This window comes from Streptomyces sp. NPDC054872, assembly GCF_053610705.1.
In genome coordinates, this window is the sequence record NZ_JBSGYY010000006.1 from 56,144 (window position 1) to 73,387 (window position 17,244).

The 17,244-nt window shown below is 67.3% G+C and carries 14 protein-coding genes and 1 pseudogene; 9 read left to right on the forward strand and 6 right to left on the reverse strand.

Annotated elements, in window-relative coordinates:
• Positions 1-327: 327 nt before the first annotated feature.
• On the reverse strand, positions 328-1,017 hold the full coding sequence (locus ACWGIH_RS09210; protein ID WP_453448132.1) for a cysteine hydrolase family protein: 690 nt from the start codon (positions 1,015-1,017) through the stop codon (positions 328-330).
• Between the two features lie 56 nt (positions 1,018-1,073).
• On the opposite strand from ACWGIH_RS09210, the gene ACWGIH_RS09215 reads away from it, so the two are divergent.
• Positions 1,074-1,586 (forward strand): PadR family transcriptional regulator, encoded by a 513-nt coding sequence (locus ACWGIH_RS09215; RefSeq protein ID WP_453448133.1) that lies wholly within the window; start codon positions 1,074-1,076, stop codon positions 1,584-1,586.
• 18 nt (positions 1,587-1,604) lie between these two features.
• Here the strand turns inward: ACWGIH_RS09215 and ACWGIH_RS09220 are convergent, their stop codons facing one another.
• On the reverse strand, positions 1,605-2,147 hold the full coding sequence (locus ACWGIH_RS09220; RefSeq protein ID WP_453448134.1) for a hypothetical protein: 543 nt from the start codon (positions 2,145-2,147) through the stop codon (positions 1,605-1,607).
• A gap of 1,180 nt (positions 2,148-3,327) precedes the next feature.
• Here ACWGIH_RS09220 and ACWGIH_RS09225 point away from each other — a divergent pair.
• The 8 genes and pseudogenes from ACWGIH_RS09225 (at position 3,328) to ACWGIH_RS09260 (ending at position 13,522) form a co-directional block, all read left to right on the forward strand.
• The gene (locus ACWGIH_RS09225; RefSeq protein WP_453448135.1) at positions 3,328-4,563 is read left to right on the forward strand and encodes a hypothetical protein; all 1,236 of its coding nucleotides are present in this window, start codon (positions 3,328-3,330) and stop codon (positions 4,561-4,563) included.
• A 10-nt stretch (positions 4,564-4,573) separates the two neighbouring features.
• Positions 4,574-5,344 carry a hypothetical protein gene (locus tag ACWGIH_RS09230; protein ID WP_453448136.1) on the forward strand — a complete coding sequence of 257 codons (771 nt, stop codon included), beginning with the start codon at positions 4,574-4,576 and terminating at the stop codon, positions 5,342-5,344.
• A gap of 344 nt (positions 5,345-5,688) precedes the next feature.
• Positions 5,689-6,516, forward strand: a pseudogene (locus ACWGIH_RS09235) (IS5 family transposase).
• A gap of 163 nt (positions 6,517-6,679) precedes the next feature.
• Positions 6,680-7,515 (forward strand): IS5 family transposase gene (locus ACWGIH_RS09240; protein ID WP_453448137.1). Its coding sequence is split into 2 segments (ribosomal slippage): positions 6,680-7,025 and positions 7,025-7,515, totalling 837 coding nucleotides; the frame shifts between segments, so codons are not numbered across the junction.
• A 153-nt stretch (positions 7,516-7,668) separates the two neighbouring features.
• A complete protein-coding gene (gene merB, locus ACWGIH_RS09245) occupies positions 7,669-8,217 on the forward strand; it encodes an organomercurial lyase (protein ID WP_453510476.1) in 549 nt (182 codons plus the stop codon).
• A gap of 977 nt (positions 8,218-9,194) precedes the next feature.
• Positions 9,195-10,289, forward strand: a complete 1,095-nt coding sequence (locus tag ACWGIH_RS09250) for an alpha/beta hydrolase (RefSeq protein ID WP_453448139.1) — start codon at positions 9,195-9,197, stop codon at positions 10,287-10,289.
• 31 nt (positions 10,290-10,320) lie between these two features.
• The gene (locus ACWGIH_RS09255; protein WP_453448140.1) at positions 10,321-12,699 is read left to right on the forward strand and encodes a GMC oxidoreductase; all 2,379 of its coding nucleotides are present in this window, start codon (positions 10,321-10,323) and stop codon (positions 12,697-12,699) included.
• 103 nt (positions 12,700-12,802) lie between these two features.
• On the forward strand, positions 12,803-13,522 hold the full coding sequence (locus ACWGIH_RS09260) for a hypothetical protein (RefSeq protein WP_453448141.1): 720 nt from the start codon (positions 12,803-12,805) through the stop codon (positions 13,520-13,522).
• A 157-nt stretch (positions 13,523-13,679) separates the two neighbouring features.
• Here the strand turns inward: ACWGIH_RS09260 and ACWGIH_RS09265 are convergent, their stop codons facing one another.
• The 4 genes from ACWGIH_RS09265 to ACWGIH_RS09280 form a co-directional block, all read right to left on the reverse strand.
• On the reverse strand, positions 13,680-14,312 hold the full coding sequence (locus tag ACWGIH_RS09265; RefSeq protein ID WP_453448199.1) for a hypothetical protein: 633 nt from the start codon (positions 14,310-14,312) through the stop codon (positions 13,680-13,682).
• 220 nt (positions 14,313-14,532) lie between these two features.
• Positions 14,533-15,051, reverse strand: coding sequence for a hypothetical protein (locus ACWGIH_RS09270; protein WP_453448142.1), 519 nt, complete (start codon positions 15,049-15,051; stop codon positions 14,533-14,535).
• Positions 15,052-15,135: 84 nt separating this feature from the next.
• Positions 15,136-15,822, reverse strand: coding sequence for a hypothetical protein (locus ACWGIH_RS09275; RefSeq protein WP_453448143.1), 687 nt, complete (start codon positions 15,820-15,822; stop codon positions 15,136-15,138).
• Between the two features lie 100 nt (positions 15,823-15,922).
• A complete protein-coding gene (locus ACWGIH_RS09280; RefSeq protein ID WP_453448144.1) occupies positions 15,923-16,966 on the reverse strand; it encodes a hypothetical protein in 1,044 nt (347 codons plus the stop codon).
• Positions 16,967-17,244 lie beyond the last annotated feature (278 nt).

A 17,244-nucleotide genomic window follows, 5' to 3' on the forward strand; every position in this document is an offset into this window, starting at 1 on the left:
ACACCATGAGCGGCACCCTGGGCAACGACACCACCAGCTGCTGATGGATGTTGCAAGACGGATAGGGTTGCCGCATGGGGCGCTTGGGGCCGATCAAACCGTTGACGGAGCCGCTCGCGGACGGGGTGGTCGCTGTGAGGTTTCGGCGTGAATCGGATCTGGAGGCGATCGGGGCGGCAAGCCATGACTCCGATACCCGTCGATGACTCAACGACACACTCATGGATGAGGCTGCTCGCAGCACGAGCATGTCCCGGGTCGAAGGACCTGGCGAACCGGGCAGGCGGACCCACTGGTGATTGCAGACGCCAGGACAGAAGTGCCGCATCAGGCAACGTTCGCCCTGTCCCCGTCCTCCGGTGCTGGGGTGGTTGCGATCAGTCGGTTCGTGATCTCCTCGGCGGTCAGCACGAGTGCGAAGCCTTTGCGCAGGACGGCGAGTTCTGGTTCCTGGCGGGACTCGTCGTCGGTGGCCGTGGTGTCGGATCCGAAGACGACCTTGTAGCCGCGTTCGTATGCCTGCCGGGCCGTGGTGCCGCAGCAGTAGTTGGTGAGGGTGCCTGTGACGATGACCGTGTCGCGGCCGAGGTTGCGCAGCATCGTGTCGAGCGGGGTGTCATAGAACGCGCCGTAGGAGGGCTTGCGGATCAGGGCTTCGTCGGGGCGGCGGCCCATCGGAGCCCATACCTCGGCGGGGCCCGGGCGGTGCCAGTCGGTGTCGGCATGCGGGAGGAAGGGCAGGGCGTGCGGCCGGTCCAGTCCGAGATGGGTGTCGTCGAAGATGGTCCAGATCACCGGGATCGACGCGGCCCGGCAGTCCTCGACCAGCTGCCGCAGCCGGGGTGCCATCCGGGTAGCCGCGGGCACCCAGTAGGGGCTCCACCCGGGGCGGACGAATTCGTCCTGCATGTCGATGACCAGCAACGCCGTGCGCTCGGGCCGTACGTCGAACGATGCCCGGCCGTGCTCGTAGGCGTCGCGCGCTCGCGCGGTCACCCATTCCTCCGTATATGTCATCCCCGGCCCCTTACATCGCTTCGAGGTACCTCGTTTCGATGTGCGAGAGTAGCAGCATGCTGGAACTCGCGATCCTGGGATTCCTGGCCGAGGGGCCACTGCACGGTTACCAACTGCGCGGCCGGATAGCGCACTTGTCCGGCCATGCCCGTCCGGTCAGCGACGGCAGCCTCTATCCAGCGATCAACCGCCTGGTCAAGGCCGGGCTGCTCGACCGCAGAGCCGAGCCAGGCGCCTCGGCCGCCCAGCGACATACCCTGAGCCTGACCGCCGCCGGCCGCACCGAGCTGCTGCGCCGGCTGCGGGACGCCGACGGCCTGGACATCAGCGACAGCACCCGGTATTTCACTGTCCTGGCCTTTCTCTCCCAGCTTCCCGACCCCGCCGACCAGCACGCGGTACTGCGCCGGCGGCTGGACTTCCTGGAACAGCCCGCAAGCTTCTTCCGCGATGGCGACCGCCTCCTGGGCGCCGAGGACGCCGACGACCCTTACCGCCGCGGCATGCTCACCATCGCACGCACCGCCAGCCGCGCCGAACGGTCGTGGCTAGGGGAACTGCTGGCCTGACGCCGACACGACGGGCCCTCACCAGTGGCTCTGCCGTGACTCCATGGCACCTACCTGTTCCATGCGCTGGACCTCACGCTCTGCCGCCTCCAAGGGCCCGAGGTCGAGGGCCATCGCTGCACGCCCGGCGACGTAGAAGATGTCTTGGCCGACCCGACAGTCCAATCCCGGCTGGCGGCACAAGGCCAGGAACCGCACCTCAAGACTGAGTTCGATGCGGCCCATCTCGCCCCGGGCGCGGGCGGGAAGTGCGGCGTGCCGGAGGTCCTTGGCGTAGTCACGTGTTTGACGGTCGGCCTCATCAGGCCGGGGCTTCCACGGGACGATACGGGTGATCGATCCACTCCGTGTCAGCCCAGCAGACGAGTTCGTCCAGACACTCCGAGGCGACCACCAAATCCGGGGGCGAGGCGGAGAGGGCGCGTCCGTGTCAGCAACCATCTGAGACAGACGGCGCCGCGCGTCATCGTCACCCGCCACGCACATCGCGACGAAGCCCGACAACACGTCGAGCCTGCGCGCCACGTCTGCCCGCTGCCAGATCTCGAACAGTCCCGTCATCCACCGTTCCCTCGCCGACAACCGCGCCTTCGCGTCCTGAACCCTATGACGCGCCTACGGCAAAGGGTCCAACGGTTTTCCCAGGCTCATCAAACGAACCTCTAGCGGCGCACGGCCTCTTCTCGCGGTCGTGTGTCCGCGAGCCGGAGCTTCTTGATCATTGCGGGACAGCCCTTAGTGTAGAAGAGGTAGGAAAAAAGTGGACAGCCTCTGAACTGGGCAAACATGGTGCCCGTTGAATCCCGGCTCCGCGGTCCGGGCGGAGCGGGGAACGCCGCAGCGCATGACCGTCACCTGTCCGGGTGCCACAGCGGCGGCCACCCGGGCAGCCGCCGCCCCGGCACAGGCCAGTCGCTGCTCCTCGCTGCTCCCCTCTCCTGGAGAGTTGCGAGCCTGCCACGGAAGATCACAGGCCGACCAGAGCTGCGCCATACAGCGTCCAGCGCAGTGACCTCGCGGTATGGCCATCAGCAGGCGCAATCGTTCAAGATGGGACGGTGAACGACAAGCACCCATAGAGATCACTGACGAGCTGCGCCAGGCCATGGACACGGCCAAACGGCAGGGACTGCAGAAGGATTTGCACGCCCTCATCGCCAACATCCGTGCCGACGCCGAAACCGATACGACAGCGCGGAACCCGGCTGGCAGGCCGGAGTCGAGTGGACACTGCTGTGGATCGAGAACACCGCCAGCCAACTGACCGAGGGCAGGACATAGCAGGCAGAACAGCATCGGCGTGGACTGACGTGCCGCCTCCTTCTTTCGCGAAAAGGCCCCCAGAGCCCACGCAGAGGAGATCGCGGTGAGGCCGCGGCTCCACCGATGGCCGTGAGACTCAGCGCGAGCATCCCCTGGCTGGGCCCACCCTGATCATCGGCAACTTGTCAGGGGTGCCAGGGAAGGTTCGTGCCGCGTCGAACAGTTCGCGGTCCGATCGATCGTCAATTTGGCTCGATGGTGTCGAGCAGCTTGCCCCAACGCACCTGTGGCTTGGAGGCCCAGAGTTTGGCGGTGGTCACTGGCTCGATGAAACAGCGGCCATCGTTCACTCCCCTGGCTCTGTCGGGAGCGACAGGATGAGGGACGCCATATCCTGGGTTCGGCGGTAGGAGCCCCGAGCTCGGGTCCGGGTGAAGCTCGGCGAGCACGGCGTCGGCGCTTGGATGATGATGATCCCATGTCGCAGAAGACCTCTGTTCGGTACCTCTCGAGCACCGTGGGCGCGATCTCAGCGGACCAGCTGCGCAAGGTTGTCGAATGGGCAGGAGCCTGTCCGAGCCTGACAAAGGCATGTCGGCAGTGGCTGGACGCTCCCGGTGGACAAGGTGTGGCCGACTTGCCCCAGATGACCGAGGCGCAGGCGCTTGAGGCCGCCCGGTGGCACTTGAGAGGCCACCCTGCTCATTACACGCTCAGCAGCGGCACGACGGGGCCGCCCAGGCTGAAGGCGCTGATTGCGAAGGACACCATCACGGTCGCGCATCTCGGCGAGTGGCAGCCGCTGTGTCCTGGTGACGTCATGCTCAACCTATTTCCGCGCGGTACCGCCCACCGTAATTTCGAGCGCATCGCGGAGCTGTATTGCGCCCATACGGCGCCTGGGGTGACTGAACGTGACGCCCTTATCGGGCTTGGGCCGAGTCTTGGGGAACTCGGCGTGAACGTGCTCGCAGGGTACCCGGAGACGCTGGCCCTTTTCGCTGACATCATCTTGGAACGAGGCGTGCCTCTGCGGCCTCGCACTGTGGTGTGGACCGGGGGGCACATGACTGCGGGCTGCATGGCAGTGCTGCGGGAGCTCAACCCCGATCTGGAGTTCTGGGGTATCTACTCCTCTTCGGAGGCCGGTGCGGTCGCTTTCAGCTTCCCCGGCTGCGCGCCCGGAGTGTCTCACCTGTGCCATGGTCAGCTGCTGGAACTGACCGCCGGGGGCTGCTATCTCACCCGCGCTACCGGGCTGCTGGCCGGACGGCCGCTGCTGCGCACACGGCTGAACGACACGCTGGCGGCGGTGGAGTGCTCCTGCGCCCGCGACCTCCCGGCCGTGCGTGTCCTGGGACGGGCCGGTGCTCCCGTGGTTCTTCACGGCGCCTCTCTCCAGACCGACAGCCTGCGGCTGGCCGCTGCGGACACCCCGGAGGTCATGGGCGCGCAGGTCCTCCTCGTCCCTGCCGATCCCGGTGATGCGTCGGGATCGCTGCGCAGGCTGGGTGTACGGGTGCAGCCGCGGCGAACTGCGGGCGCCCAGGGGGTCGCTGTCCGGACGCGTGCACGGGTGCTGCAGCGCAATTCGGGACTGCGAGCCGTGACCGAGCGTCACCCCGAGGCGTTCTGGGTCGAGATCGCGCCGCTCGAGCGGTTCCAGGCCAGCGGCAAGACCCAGCCCGTTGTGATGGTCGCCGAGGCTCGGTGACCCAGCCGTCATGGAACTGCTCGCTGCTGCGCTCAAGGGTTTCGGGGTCCTTTCCCAGCACACCGCGGAAGTGGCCGGTTCTTTCCGCGCCTTCACCGTGGCCGGTTACCCGTCCCCGGGCTACTCGCCGGTCATCCGGCTCGCCAAGGAGCCCCCGCGGCCAGGCGAGCTCGACGTCCTGCGGGCGCACTGGCACCAGCAGTGGGGCCCCACCGCACCCCCACCCTGTTATCTCGTCGACTCCTCCAACGCCCCGGACGCTGCGCTCCTGCCGAGGCACTGGCGTCAGGAAAAGCAGCCGCTCCGCGTGATCGTGGAGCCTGCCGAACCGGTCGCAGTGCGCCTGCAGCCCCTCTTCACACTGGACATCATGCCTTTGGGTAGGGCTGACACTGACACACGCTTTCTTCGCATCGTCACCGCATGCTTTCCCCATTCGCCTGAGGCTCCTCCTCAACTCGCACTGGAGCCGCTACGCCGGGCGAGGGCGCGAAGCGAGATCGTGACTGTTTCCCGCCTTCTCCAACACGCGCCGGCGGAACCCGCCGCGGTCATCGCGCTGACCGTTAAGGGCGACACCGCTTTCCTTACCCATGCAGCCGTCCTGAAGCAGTACAGAGGCATGGGGCTTTCCCGAGTGATACAAAGAGCGGCATCCCGGCGCTGCCATGCCCTCGGCGCTCGCACGGTGGTCACCGTCACTCGAAACCCGCGCATTGTCACTGACGACCGCACGAGCCTTCTTATGTCGATCCACCGAAGTGACGCACCCCGAGTCTGACCTACCGCCTGCAAGGTTGCACCGGCGGCTCTGTACACAAGGACGTCTCGCATGCGAAACCCCACCGATCAGAAGAAGTCAACGATGCGATGCAGGGTCAGACCGAAGCAGAGCCGGCTGCCCATGCCTCAGCTGTCATTGAGCGTTTCGCCCTGTCTGATGCCGTTGCGTGATGGTTTGAGGTGGCTGGCGGGACGGCACTGAAGTGAGAGGCGGGCCACCAGTTCGCTGTGAGGCGCCAGAGCGCTGTTTGATCCCGATGCCTCCTGTCTGATCCCAATCCGGGACCGCTCGTTGGTCTTTGGCCGCTGGTCGAGGTGGCCGCCTCGCAGTACATCTGAAACATGACCGCCAACAGCGGCTACCCCAGGAACCTGTCCGACGAACGCTGGCAGCTGATCGAGCCGGTGCTCACCGCCTGGCGGGCCAAGCGCCGCGGCCGCGGCCTGGACATCGGCCGCCCGCCCGAACACGACCTGCGCTCGCTGATGAACGCAATCCTGTACGTGGACGCACCGGAGTCACCTGGCGCTATCTGCCGCACGACTTCCCGTCCTGGCCCGCGACCTACCACTACTTTGCCTGTTGGCAGGAGGACGGTGTCTTCGCCCAGCTCACCGGCCTGCTGCGGCACCTGGTCCGCACGGCCGAAGGACGCGACGGCGAACCGTCCGCCTGCGTGCTGAACTCTCAGACCATCAAGACCTCCGCCAACGTGTACCTGGCCGACCAGGGCTCCAACGCGGGCAAGCGGGTCATCGGCCGCAAACGCCACCTCGACTGCGACACCCTGGGCCTGCTGCTGACGGTGCTGGTCACCGCCGCGAGCGTCTCCGACACCGCAGCCGGTGTCACCTTGCTCACCCGCATCGCCGCCGCCCGCAGATACGCAAGGCGTGGGTGGACGCCGGCTACCGGACCACCGCCCACGGCGCCCGCCTGGGCTTCGACGTCCACCCCGTCCAACGCCCGCCGGGCGTCAAGGGGTTCACGGTCGTTCCCAGACGCTGGACGATCGAGCGGAGCATCGGGTGGCTCATGCACCACCGCCGACTCGCCCGCGACTACGAAACCCACCCACACCGGTCCGAAGCCATGGTCCACTCGCGATGATCGACCTCATGGCCCGCCGCCTCACCGGCGAAGCCACCCTCAACTGGCGCGGAACCTGACCCTGTATCAAACACACCCCACAGGGCGAAACGCTCAGTTACCTTGCCGTGTAACTTCGGGAGGGATACCGCCGACGGAGTCACTGCGTGGGCTTAGAACTCCTAACGAAATGATCTTCAAGGTGGCTGGATCACTTCGGGAACGTTGATCGGGGGGTGTGGGGTGGCTCGGCCGAAGCCGTGGAACGTCGACGACGAGTTGTGGGCGGTGATCGAGCCGTTGTTGCCCAGAGTGGAACGGCGGACACGTCATCCGGGGCGCAAGCGTCATCCGGACCGGCTGGTGTTCCAGGGCATCCTGTTCGTGCTGCATACCGAGATCGCCTGGGAACACCTGCCGCAGGAACTCGGCTTCGGCTCGGGCATGACCTGCTGGCGCCGCCTGTCCGAGTGGACCGAGGCCGGTGTGTGGTCCCGGCTGCACCAGGTTCTCCTCACCAGGCTCCGCGGCGCGAACGCCCTGGACTTCTCCCGGGCGGCCGTCGACGGCTCCCACATCCGGGCCTTAAAAGGGGCACCAAGATGCGACGAAGACCTGTTGACCGGGGCGAAACTGGCAGCGAGCACCACCCGATCACCGACGCCACCGGCATCCCGCTCGCCGTCTCGCTGACCGGCGGCAACCGCAACGACGTCACCCAGCTCATCCCGCTCCTCGAAGCCGTGCCTCCCGTGCGGGGCAAACGAGGCCGGCCCCGTCGCCGCCCGGACGTCGCGCTGGGTGACCGCGGCTACGACCACGACAAGTACCGCCGCCTCGCCCGAAAGCTCGGGGTGAAGCCCGTCATCGCCCGCCGGGGCACCGAGCACGGCTCCGGCCTGGGCACCCAACGCTGGGTCGCGGAGCGCGCGTTCGCTCACCTGCACTGGTTCCGCCGCCTGCGGATCCGCTGGGAGATACGCGACGACATCCACGAAGCCTTCCTCACCCTCGGATGCGCGCTGGTCTGCTGGCGGCGCCTGGCCGCCCTGCCCACAAACCAGACACCAAAGAGTTGACACGGAGGTCACTCCGGCTGCCTCGCCCAGTGTTCTCTTAACTTGGAAGAGACAAAGAATTGCCGGGAAGGAACCGAAATGTCGAATATTCGCGTGCAACAATTGTCCGACCAGTTGGTTACCAAGTGGACCTCGCCCCAAGGTGTTGAGCTGATGGCCGCGGGAGCCACCGTCGTCGGCGGCCTCCTCGAACACGGGCCGCTCACCCTTCAAGAGGCCTCCCGGCTGCTGGACTGGCCCGCCGCCCAGATCCTTGACCGCTTCCGCGCCATGAATTTCGAGCTGGAAACCGATAGGCGGGGCCGCATCATCGGCGCCGGTGTCTCCCTCAACCACCAGCGCCCCCACACCATGCAGCTCCAGGGACAGCGCCGTTACGGCTGGTGCGCCATGGACGTGCTGATGTTCCCCGTCGTCTTCAAGGAGCCGGCGAGTACGGTCACCTCCCGCTGCGCCGCAACCGGCGAACCGATCACCCTCACCGTCGCACCGGACGGTATCCGCGACCAGAACCCCACCACCGCGGCGGTCACCATCGCCCCCGCCACCGGGGCGGACATCCGCGAGGTCTTCTGCAACCGCGTCAACTTCTACGCCACCGCCCAACTCGCCGACACCGCAGTGGCCCGCGACAGCGACCTGGCCACCTGCACCGTCGACGAGGCGTGGGCCATCGGCAAGCGCCTGGCGGATCTCTTCTGATCCGATGCGCCATCAGGCCACTCGATTGATCATTCTGTTAGGAGTTCTTAACGACGTGTTCCCGTACGACGAGATCGATTCCCACGGCGAGTAGCGATGGTGAGCTCGCGTTCCAGCTGACCAGCATCAGCAAGGCGCCCGCTCCCCAGAGTCTGGGCTGCCTCACTCGTTGTTGGAGCCAGTGGCCGGTATCCGGCCAAGAAGCAGACCGTGTGCTCCGAGGACGGCCCAGATGATGGCCAGGATGACCATGAGGGCCAGCACAGCAAAGATGAGCAACCCGTTCCCCCTTGCTGGTGACCGTCGCGTCACGCGTTGCTGCAATCCAATCCGAAGGTGCGCAAGCGTTCAGCTCCGGGATGCATGCAAGAACCCGTCCCGCCTTCGGCACCATGCCGCTCCACTCCCGGGGCCCGAGCCGTTGATCAGGGCCAACGTCGAAGTCAGGCGGGAGTACCAGGATCCGTAGGCGCTCGGTGCGTTCTGGCCGCCATCGATCGAGCTGCTGGCGCCGTTGATCGCGTGCGTCGTCCGAGAGGAGGAACGCGACCACCGCCGCGACATCCTCAGGATCAACCAGTCACCCGCCCGAAACTCTTGCGCGAAGGCCCGATACCGCTCCGGGGTGTGTGCGCGGCCAGGTGAATCTGCGCAGCCTTGGCGGCCGCGTACTGGGCGGGCGGGGCGGGTCCATCCGGACACCGAGGACACCAGGACGACGCTCCCGGGGGCACACCGCAAGGCGGGAGCCCTGCCGGACCTGAGGCACCTGGGGTGCTGATGCGGTGTGGGACAACCTGAGGCGGCAGGGTTCTCATACCGGTGAGGTACACCCCCTACCTCACCGGTTTGCACTGCCGTGTCACTGCAGCTCTGGGTTGAGGGTCGAGTCAATCGCCCGTCGGATGCGCGGACTTGGCGATGCCTCCTACCGTTTCACTCTGCCGAAGCACAACGCGGAGACCGGGGGCTCAGTCATGCGGCACAGCATTGCGCGGCACACGCTCGAGGGGGTGCCGGACGCACGGGTCTCGACTCATCCGTTTACCACCGCGGATGGGCTGGCCTTGCACTTGACCCGCTTTCAGCGGGGGGAGAGCGACGACGTCGTACTCCTGATGCACGGCCTGACCGCATCGAGCGACCTGTTCATCATGCCCGAGCACTACAACATGGCGACTTACCTCCTGGACCACGGTTTCCCTGATGTGTGGACGGTCGACTTCCGGATGAGCAACAGGTATCCGTACAACACTGAACCCGGAGACTCCTCGATCGACGACATCGTTCACTACGACCACCCGGCCATGCTGGCCGAACTGCGTCGGCACGTCGGGCAGCGGCGCATCCACGTCGTTGCCCACTGTCTGGGTTCCGCATCGTTCTCCATGGGCCTGGCCGCCGGCACGGTCACAGGGGTCACCAGCATGGTCGCGCAAAGCGTGGGTCTGGTCGTCAAGGTGCCGAGCTGGTCCCGGGTCAAGCTCGAACTCACCCCCGCGCTGCTCGAGCACGTGCTGGGCATGCCGACCATCGATCCCAGAATGGGGGCCTCGGCTCGTTTTACGCGCTCCTGGGCGCTGTCAAAACTGGTGTCGCTCGGGCACCCGGAGTGCGACAACTCCGCGTGCCACCTGGTGAGTCTGATGTGGGGGGCTGGCTGGCCCGCCCTCTATAGCCACGCCAACCTGGAGCCGCGAACGCACGAGCGGATCGCTGACCTGTTGGGTCCTACCGGCCTGCACTACTACCGCCACATCCGTAAGATGGTGCGGGCCGGGCATGCGGTCAAGTACGCCCCTGGCGACCGCCGCCATGCTGCGTTGCCTGAGGACTACCTTGCGAACGCTGCCAGCATCAGCACCTCAATACTCTTCATGACGGGTCAGAACAACCACGTCTTCGGCGACTCCAACGTCCTCTGCCACCAAGCGCTTTCCCACGATGCCCCGGGCCGGCACGAATTGGCGGTACTGCCCGGATACGGATACGTCGACCCGATCATCGGGAAGAGGGCGCACGTGGATGTCTTTCCGCTGATCTTGGACTTCTTCCAACGGCGGGCGGTCTGACATGGTCCGGGACAGGACAGCGACCGAGCACGTGGACGTCTTGATCGTCGGCTCGGGGTTCGGCGGCTCGGTCGCCGCCAGCCGACTGGCACAGGCAGGTCTCGGTGTGGTGCTGATGGAGCGCGGCCGCAGCTACCCACCGGGAAGCTTCCCCCGCACGCCTGCCCAGGCATCCCGTGCCTTTTGGGCGCCGGAGGCCGGCTCGTACGGCTTGTTCGACGTACGGGGCTTTCGCCACTTCGACTCGGTGGTGGCCAGCGGCCTCGGCGGCGGCTCACTCATCTACGCCAACGTGCTGCTGCGCAAGGACGAGCACTGGTTCGTCGACCGGCAGCCACTGCCAGGCGGTGGCTACGAATCCTGGCCCGTGACCCGTGCGGACCTCGACCCGCACTATGACGCGGTGGAGCGGGTACTAACCCCCACGCCCTATCCGCTGGACCGCCCGGGGTACGACGACCTTCCCAAGGCTTGGGCGATGCGAACAGCGGCCGACCGGCTGGGCCTCGAGCACTGCCTCCCGCCGCTCGCCGTCAGCTTCTCGCCCCAGCCCGGCGGTCAGCCCGGCATCGGCCTGCCGATCATCGAATCTGATAACGCGAACCTGCACGGGGCCACCCGCCGGACGTGCCGGCTGTGCGGGGAATGCAACATCGGCTGCAATGAGGGAGCCAAGAACAGCCTGGACTTCACCTACCTCTCGGCTGCGCGACACCACGGCGCGGATCTGCGCACGGGACACGAGGTACTCGGTGTCCGCTCCGCCGCTCGCGGCGGATACGAAGTCGACTACGTGCTGCACAATCCTGACCAGGAAGAGCTGCCCGCCGCCCGTGGCCCGGCCCGCACCCTCACCTGCGATCGGCTGATCCTCGCTGCCGGCACCTACGGCACCTCACACCTCCTGCTGCGCAGCCGTCGACAACTCCCGGGCATCAGCGCGGCGCTGGGCACCCGCTTCTCCGGCAACGGCGACATGTTGGCGTTCGCCGTCCGCACCAAGGACGGCCACGGCGCCCACCCCTCCCGGGTGGACCCGAGCCGCGGCCCGGTCATCACCACCACCATCCGGCTGCCCGACGATCTCGAGGGGCAGGACAACTCCGGCTTTGCACCGCGGGGACGAGGCGCCTACATTCAGGACGGGGGCTACCCGGCCTTCGTCGGCTGGCTGGTCGAAGCAGCTGCGCTGCCCCAGGATGCCGGGCGGGCAGGACGTTTCCTGCTCCGACAGCTCGCGGCACACACCGTGGGTGAGCCAGCAGGTGTGTCCGCCTCGCTCGCCGGCCTCCTCGGCGACGGCGCATTGTCGGACACCTCCCTGCCGCTGCTCGGCATGGGCCGGGACACACCGGACGGGATACTGGTGCTGCGGCGCGGCGCCCTGGACGCGAAGTGGTCCGCCACCGGCAGTGCTCAGCACTACGCACGACTGCGCGCTGCCCTGCGAGCCGTGTCCGAGGCTCTCGGCGGACGCTACGCAGACAGTCCGCACTGGCTGCTCAAGCGGATCATCACCGTCCACCCATGCGGCGGGGCCCCCATGGGAAGGAATCAAGCCGAGGGCGTCTGCGACGAGTTCGGAGAGGTCTACGGGCATCCGGGCCTGTACGTCATGGATGCCGCGGCCCTGCCCGGGCCTGTTGGCACCAACCCCGCGTTGACCGTCGCCGCACAGGCCGATCGAGCTTGCACCCGGCTATTGGAGAAGGGCGACTCCCCCCTGCCCGCCTCCTCCGGCGCAACCGCGCAGGCGTCGGGCACCTACACACCACACAGCTCATTGCAGTTCACCGAGACACTGAAGGGCAACTGCGCGATGGGGGCAAGCGATCCGCGCGCTGCCGCGCGCTCTCCGGGACGCGAACCGCTCTGCACGCGGCTCACCGTCACCATCGACGACATTGACGACTTCCTGGGACGGCCCGAGCATCTCGCCCGCGCTGACGGCTGGATCGAGGCGCACAGCCTAGGCGGACGCCGTCCGGTGACCGGCGGCGAGTTCCACCTCTTTGGCCCCGGCCGGACACCGGACCATCGGGAACTGCGCTACCGGCTGTTGTTCACCGACGCGGCAGGAGCTGCCCACACCATGATCGGCGTCAAGGACCTCGCTCCCACCGGACTCAACAGTCTGTGGCCGTCCACCACCACGCTGCCGTACGCCCTCATGGCAGGACACCTGGCTCAGGGCGAGGACCGCATTGCAGATATCGTCGCCGCCGGAACCTTGCGCATCTCCCTGCCCGACTTCCTGCGCCAGCTCACGACCTTCCGCACAACGGGCCCGCGTTCCGCGGCGACACTCGCCCGCTTCCACGCCTTCTTCCTGGACGAGCTGCGGCAGATCTACAACTGGCGCATCACGCCGCCGGGCCCCGCTCGCCGTAACCCCGCGAAGTTCCGCTGACAAGACCGCAGGTTGGAATCGCCCTTGGTCGTAGCGTGGCCGAAGAGAGCAGTCATCCTGGAAATCTGGTGACACCACGCCGGGCGCGGGGAGTTGAGCGAACATGCCGAACGAGCCCCTGCAACGCCTTTCCACAGAAAGCGGCTGGACCCTGAGCCAGTGCGCCCGCGCCGTGAACCGGGTCGGGGCGGAGGACGGGACACCGCTCAAATACAACGGCTCGGCGGTCCACCACCGGCTAGGGGGGACAACGCCCCGCAGCGCGGCCGTGCGCCGCTTCGTCGTCGAGGCGTTCGCGCGCCGTCTGCGACGCCCCGTGCCCCATGCGGAGTCTGGCTTCCCAACTCCAGCCGATCAGGAGCAACGACCGCCGCTCACGGTGGAAGGGCTGATCGAGCTTGGGAGGCAAGACATGGACCCGTCCCGACGAAGCGTTCTCGGAGCCAGTCTCTTCTCTGTCGCGCTCACCATCCCCGGATGGCCGGACGTGATCGGACGTGCCGAAGCGGTCGCGATGAACCAGACCCAACGCATCGGCATGAGCGACGTGGAAATGGTCATCGCCATGACGGAACGCGTCTCCGACCTGAACGACGAGTTCGGCGGTCGCTACGCGCGCCCGATGGCCGCTGCGTTCCTCATCAACTTTGTCAGCGACACCACCGTGACCGTCACCTCGTCGAGATCGTCGCCCCTCTCGCCGAGTGACGACACAGCCCCCGCCCGGAACTCCGGTGCGGGAGCTTTCGTGCTGCGTGGCGTCACGCCCACATGTGCTGATCCCTGTCGTCCCAGGCGTGCCCTGACAGCAGCATGCACGTGAACGGGCCGCCCTCGGGGGGCTCGGGTCTCGCAGATGCGAGCCAGGTGTCGGCGTAGACCTTGAAGTGCCCAAGTAGGTAGACGCAAACATGCTCACCGCGTCGCATACCATGACAATTCAGGGCCCTGCCTTGGCCAGCGAAGCCAGGCCAGTCGTCCTACGCCTCCGGCGGTATGGGTGGCGCTGGAAGGTCGACGACGCGAGCGAGGGCGGCTGTGACGAGAGCGCAGTGACCAGGCAGGTGCCTGAAGGCCCAATCGGCTGCCAGCGTCAGGAAGTCGGCCAGGCTGCGCTCGACACCGGCGAGTAGGTTGCAGAGCTCGGCGACGGACAGCTCAATCACCGGGCTGGCGCTCTGCTCGGCGTTGACAGTGAGCCGGACACCGTCACCGAAGCGCTCCGCAAACGGTGACACGGGGTGGTGGCCGAAACCGAGCAGGCTGCCGTTGTCGATGAACTGATGCCAGTCGCGCCAGTCCTCCAGTCCGTCGCAGCAGCCCGGCTGGAAGGTGACGCCCGTGGAGTTGTCGGTGACCCTCAGGCCGCCGGCGGCAAAGAGGTCGTCGAAGGTCAGCAGTCCGTGAAGGAACGAGTCAAGAGCGTCGGCCGGACGAGGCGGTCGGTCGCCCTCGAAGTCGATGTCATTGCAGCTAGCGATGCGCATCACCGCCGACCCGACCTCAGCCGGTGAGAGCTCACCACTGAGAGGCAGAAAGCCGGACGACTCGACCTCGGCGACAGGCCAGAGGTCAAAGCCGTCAGGTGCGTATACCTCCAGGACGGGCTGCATCACGATCACCTGCGAAGTGTTCCGCATCCCCCGCCCGCGGCACCTCCCAATTACGCCGAGCACCTCAGCTCCGCCAAGGCAGCTGAGCACTTTCGGTTGTACCGTCCTGGGTGGACAGCGGTGTACGCCAACACCAGGTACGCAGCCGGGGAACTCGCGCTCCAGCGGATCACCGACCTGGAAGACACCGGCATCGTGTGGCGCGACGAGCCGGCTTGCGTCACGTGTGGTTTATGGCCGGCAGGAGGCCTGCGCCGGGCCAGAGCGCTCGGCCGGCTTGCCTCGTTTTCAGGTTCTCGGCGAGCGTGGCCAAAACGGCGGCTCGTTCCTGGGGTCCGTGGGTCTCGCGCTGCCCGGTGGCCGGGTTGAAGTTGATCACTCGGGTGTGGGGGCCGCCGCACACCAAGGCACGCTCCAGGGCAGGCAGTCCCAGGCCCACGGAGTCGCAGGAGCCAAAGCGGGTCAGGGCCAGGAGGTCGTCGACCACCTTTTCCCAGTTGGCGATCTGCGCCCATCGGGCGCCGCCGTCCAGCTCGTGGGTGAGGGTCGCCAGCGGCACGATCTCTCCCTCCGTGCGCTGTCCTTGGTAGAGCAGGCGGTGCATGCGGGCGCCGTCGGGCTGGCCTACGTGCGTGTGGAGCAGGGTGTCGGCCGCGACGATGGTGGTGTTGACCTCGTGCAGGCCGTGCGGCGGGTAGTAGGGCTCATGGGCGAACAGGAAGTAGATCTCTTCGGGCATGTCTGTCTCCTTCGAGGGCGTGTTGCAGCGGTGGCGCGGCAGGTGCCGGTCCCGGGAAAGGTGAGAGGGCTGCTGCCTGCGGTGTCAGGGGTGACCGGGCGCTCGATACGTCGGCGGGGAGCCATCGTCGGCTGTGGCCGGCCCGTCGAGGGCTCGCTGGTGTTCGATGTCGTCGGCCTGGCGGGCGAGGTGGTCCAGCAAGCTCTCCAGCGCCAGCCACCGGCAGGTGATGTCAGGGCTGCGGTCAGGGGCCGTGATGATCACGGCGATCTCCCACAGCGTCCGGTGGCTGAGCTGGGCCGCGTAGCCGAGCTCGGGGCCGGGGCGGGAGTGATGGGCGCGCACCAGGCGGGCGTGCCGGGCCGTCAGCTCCTGCAGGTAGTGAAGTCCGGGTCCGGCGTCGATGACGCGGACATGAGCGCGGGCGCGCGCGTCCAGGCGGGCGGGCAGCTGGTCGACGAGCAGCGGCAGACCGAGGGCCAGCAGCAAAGCTAGGACCACGGCGAGGCCCTGTGCGATGGCCCAGCTCATGGCGAGCAGCGCGGCGAAGGCAGTTATCAGCGTGAGCGCGGTGAGGGAGCCGCCGTGGTCGAAGTAGAGGCGCAGGGGCGGGCGGCGGGTGAGCCAGCGCTGCGCACACCGGGCACGCAGTGAGGGTTCGGGGCTGCAGATGGCGATCTGCAGCAGATGCTGCGGTGCCCCTTCTCGGGTGGCCGGGCTGAAGCGCAGCCAGCCCCACGGCGTGCGCTCACAGGGAGGCGGCCGCCTCATGCCGGGCGAAAGGTGCGAGGTCGGCGCAGGGTGGGGCGGTGGGAGCGTCATCGGTTCCTCGATCCGGTAGGCAGCGGCCGGGCGCGGTCCTTTTAAGAGGTCAGGTGGCGCACAGGGTGCAACGTCCGTCCCCGGCGGGATTGGCGCGGCGCGGTGTGGGTCCGGTGCATGCGGTACACACGGGCCACTTGAGGCAGGCCGGGCACAGGTCCTGGCCAGGCGCGCGGCTGGGGCTGCCGCAGCCGCAGCATTCGACGTGCACGCGGTGGTTCAGCGCGGCGCTCACCGTGCATCCCGCCGCATCATCCGGCGAGGTCTGCGAGTCCGGCGCCGGTTCGGCGGCCGCGCGGTGGGGTGCGGTGGTGGCCTGCGCCGCGCACAGCCGGGCAGCGATGATCGCCCCGACGGTGCGGTGCAGCGGCTCGGGCAGTGGCCGGGAGGTGATGACGTGCCGCACTTGCTCGGCCGTCCAGCCTCTGTTCAGCAACTCCTGGACGGCCGCGCCCTGGTCGGTGAGTACCTGCCCCATCAGCAGCATCTCGGGATGATCGGCGCCGATCGCCAGGAGCAGGCGCTCGCCGGGCGAGGAAGGCACGCTGTCTTTCCGAGCGGGGGCCTTCTGGTGTTCTGGTCTCTGGCCGGTGCGCTCCGCATGCGGTGCGTCCCTTTCGCGCGCGCACGCGTTACGGACGGCCGGACGGACGGAGTTGGTCTTCTGTTCTTTGGTCTTCTTGTTCTTGGTGTTCTTAGCAGGGCGATCAACCACCGGTGGATGAGCCAGCGTTGGAAAACCTGATTCAGGTTGCGACCTGCTGTGTTGCGTGAGGTCGGTGCTTAAGGCGTTGTCTCCCAACAGGTCGTACAGGTGGGCCGGAACATCGGTGATGGAGTACGTGACATCGCCCAGGGTGCCGTCCGCGAGCCGCTCACCGGTACGCGTGAGGTAGCCGAACCTCTCCAGCTCCTTCAGACCGGTCCTCACGGCGCTGCTGCCTTCGGGTCCGCAGCGGGCGAGTTCGGCCACCGTCACGCCCCGGCCATCGCGGTGCGTCGAGATCAGACCGAAGATCCCCTTCGCCTTGTAGGAGATCCGCAAGTCCCGGAAGAAGGCGTTGGCGATCTGCGTGAAACGGTCTCCCGCCATCTCCCCACGCTGAATCCTGGCCCCATAGCCCGTCATCGCCGCGCCCCTGCCCCGGCCTCGGGCATCTGTGCGTCGGGCCGTTGGCGGCACGGTCCTGCCACGCTGCCCGGCCACGAGGGCTCAGAAGTGCAGTGGTTGTGGTTCATAGGGGGAGAGAATCCGGCCTCGTCGACCGGTTCCTCGACCACCCAGCCCCGACCACCATCACAAAGGAGTCACAACCGCAGCTGGACACGGTGGTCGGCCCGACCATCGGCCGCAGGGCCCCGAACCAAGCG

Excerpts from the sequence above, each read along its gene's own strand:
- ACWGIH_RS09210 (WP_453448132.1), bottom strand. The coding sequence starts at position 1,017 with ATGACATATACGGAGGAATGGGTGACCGCGCGAGCGCGCGACGCCTAC.
- ACWGIH_RS09215 (WP_453448133.1), top strand. The coding sequence starts at position 1,074 with ATGCTGGAACTCGCGATCCTGGGATTCCTGGCCGAGGGGCCACTGCAC.
- ACWGIH_RS09220 (WP_453448134.1), bottom strand. The coding sequence starts at position 2,147 with ATGACGGGACTGTTCGAGATCTGGCAGCGGGCAGACGTGGCGCGCAGG.
- ACWGIH_RS09225 (WP_453448135.1), top strand. The coding sequence starts at position 3,328 with ATGTCGCAGAAGACCTCTGTTCGGTACCTCTCGAGCACCGTGGGCGCG.
- ACWGIH_RS09230 (WP_453448136.1), top strand. The coding sequence starts at position 4,574 with ATGGAACTGCTCGCTGCTGCGCTCAAGGGTTTCGGGGTCCTTTCCCAG.
- merB (WP_453510476.1), top strand. The coding sequence starts at position 7,669 with ATGGCCGCGGGAGCCACCGTCGTCGGCGGCCTCCTCGAACACGGGCCG.
- ACWGIH_RS09250 (WP_453448139.1), top strand. The coding sequence starts at position 9,195 with ATGCGGCACAGCATTGCGCGGCACACGCTCGAGGGGGTGCCGGACGCA.
- ACWGIH_RS09260 (WP_453448141.1), top strand. The coding sequence starts at position 12,803 with ATGCCGAACGAGCCCCTGCAACGCCTTTCCACAGAAAGCGGCTGGACC.
- ACWGIH_RS09265 (WP_453448199.1), bottom strand. The coding sequence starts at position 14,312 with ATGCAGCCCGTCCTGGAGGTATACGCACCTGACGGCTTTGACCTCTGG.
- ACWGIH_RS09270 (WP_453448142.1), bottom strand. The coding sequence starts at position 15,051 with ATGCCCGAAGAGATCTACTTCCTGTTCGCCCATGAGCCCTACTACCCG.
- ACWGIH_RS09275 (WP_453448143.1), bottom strand. The coding sequence starts at position 15,822 with ATGAGGCGGCCGCCTCCCTGTGAGCGCACGCCGTGGGGCTGGCTGCGC.
- ACWGIH_RS09280 (WP_453448144.1), bottom strand. The coding sequence starts at position 16,966 with ATGGCGGGAGACCGTTTCACGCAGATCGCCAACGCCTTCTTCCGGGAC.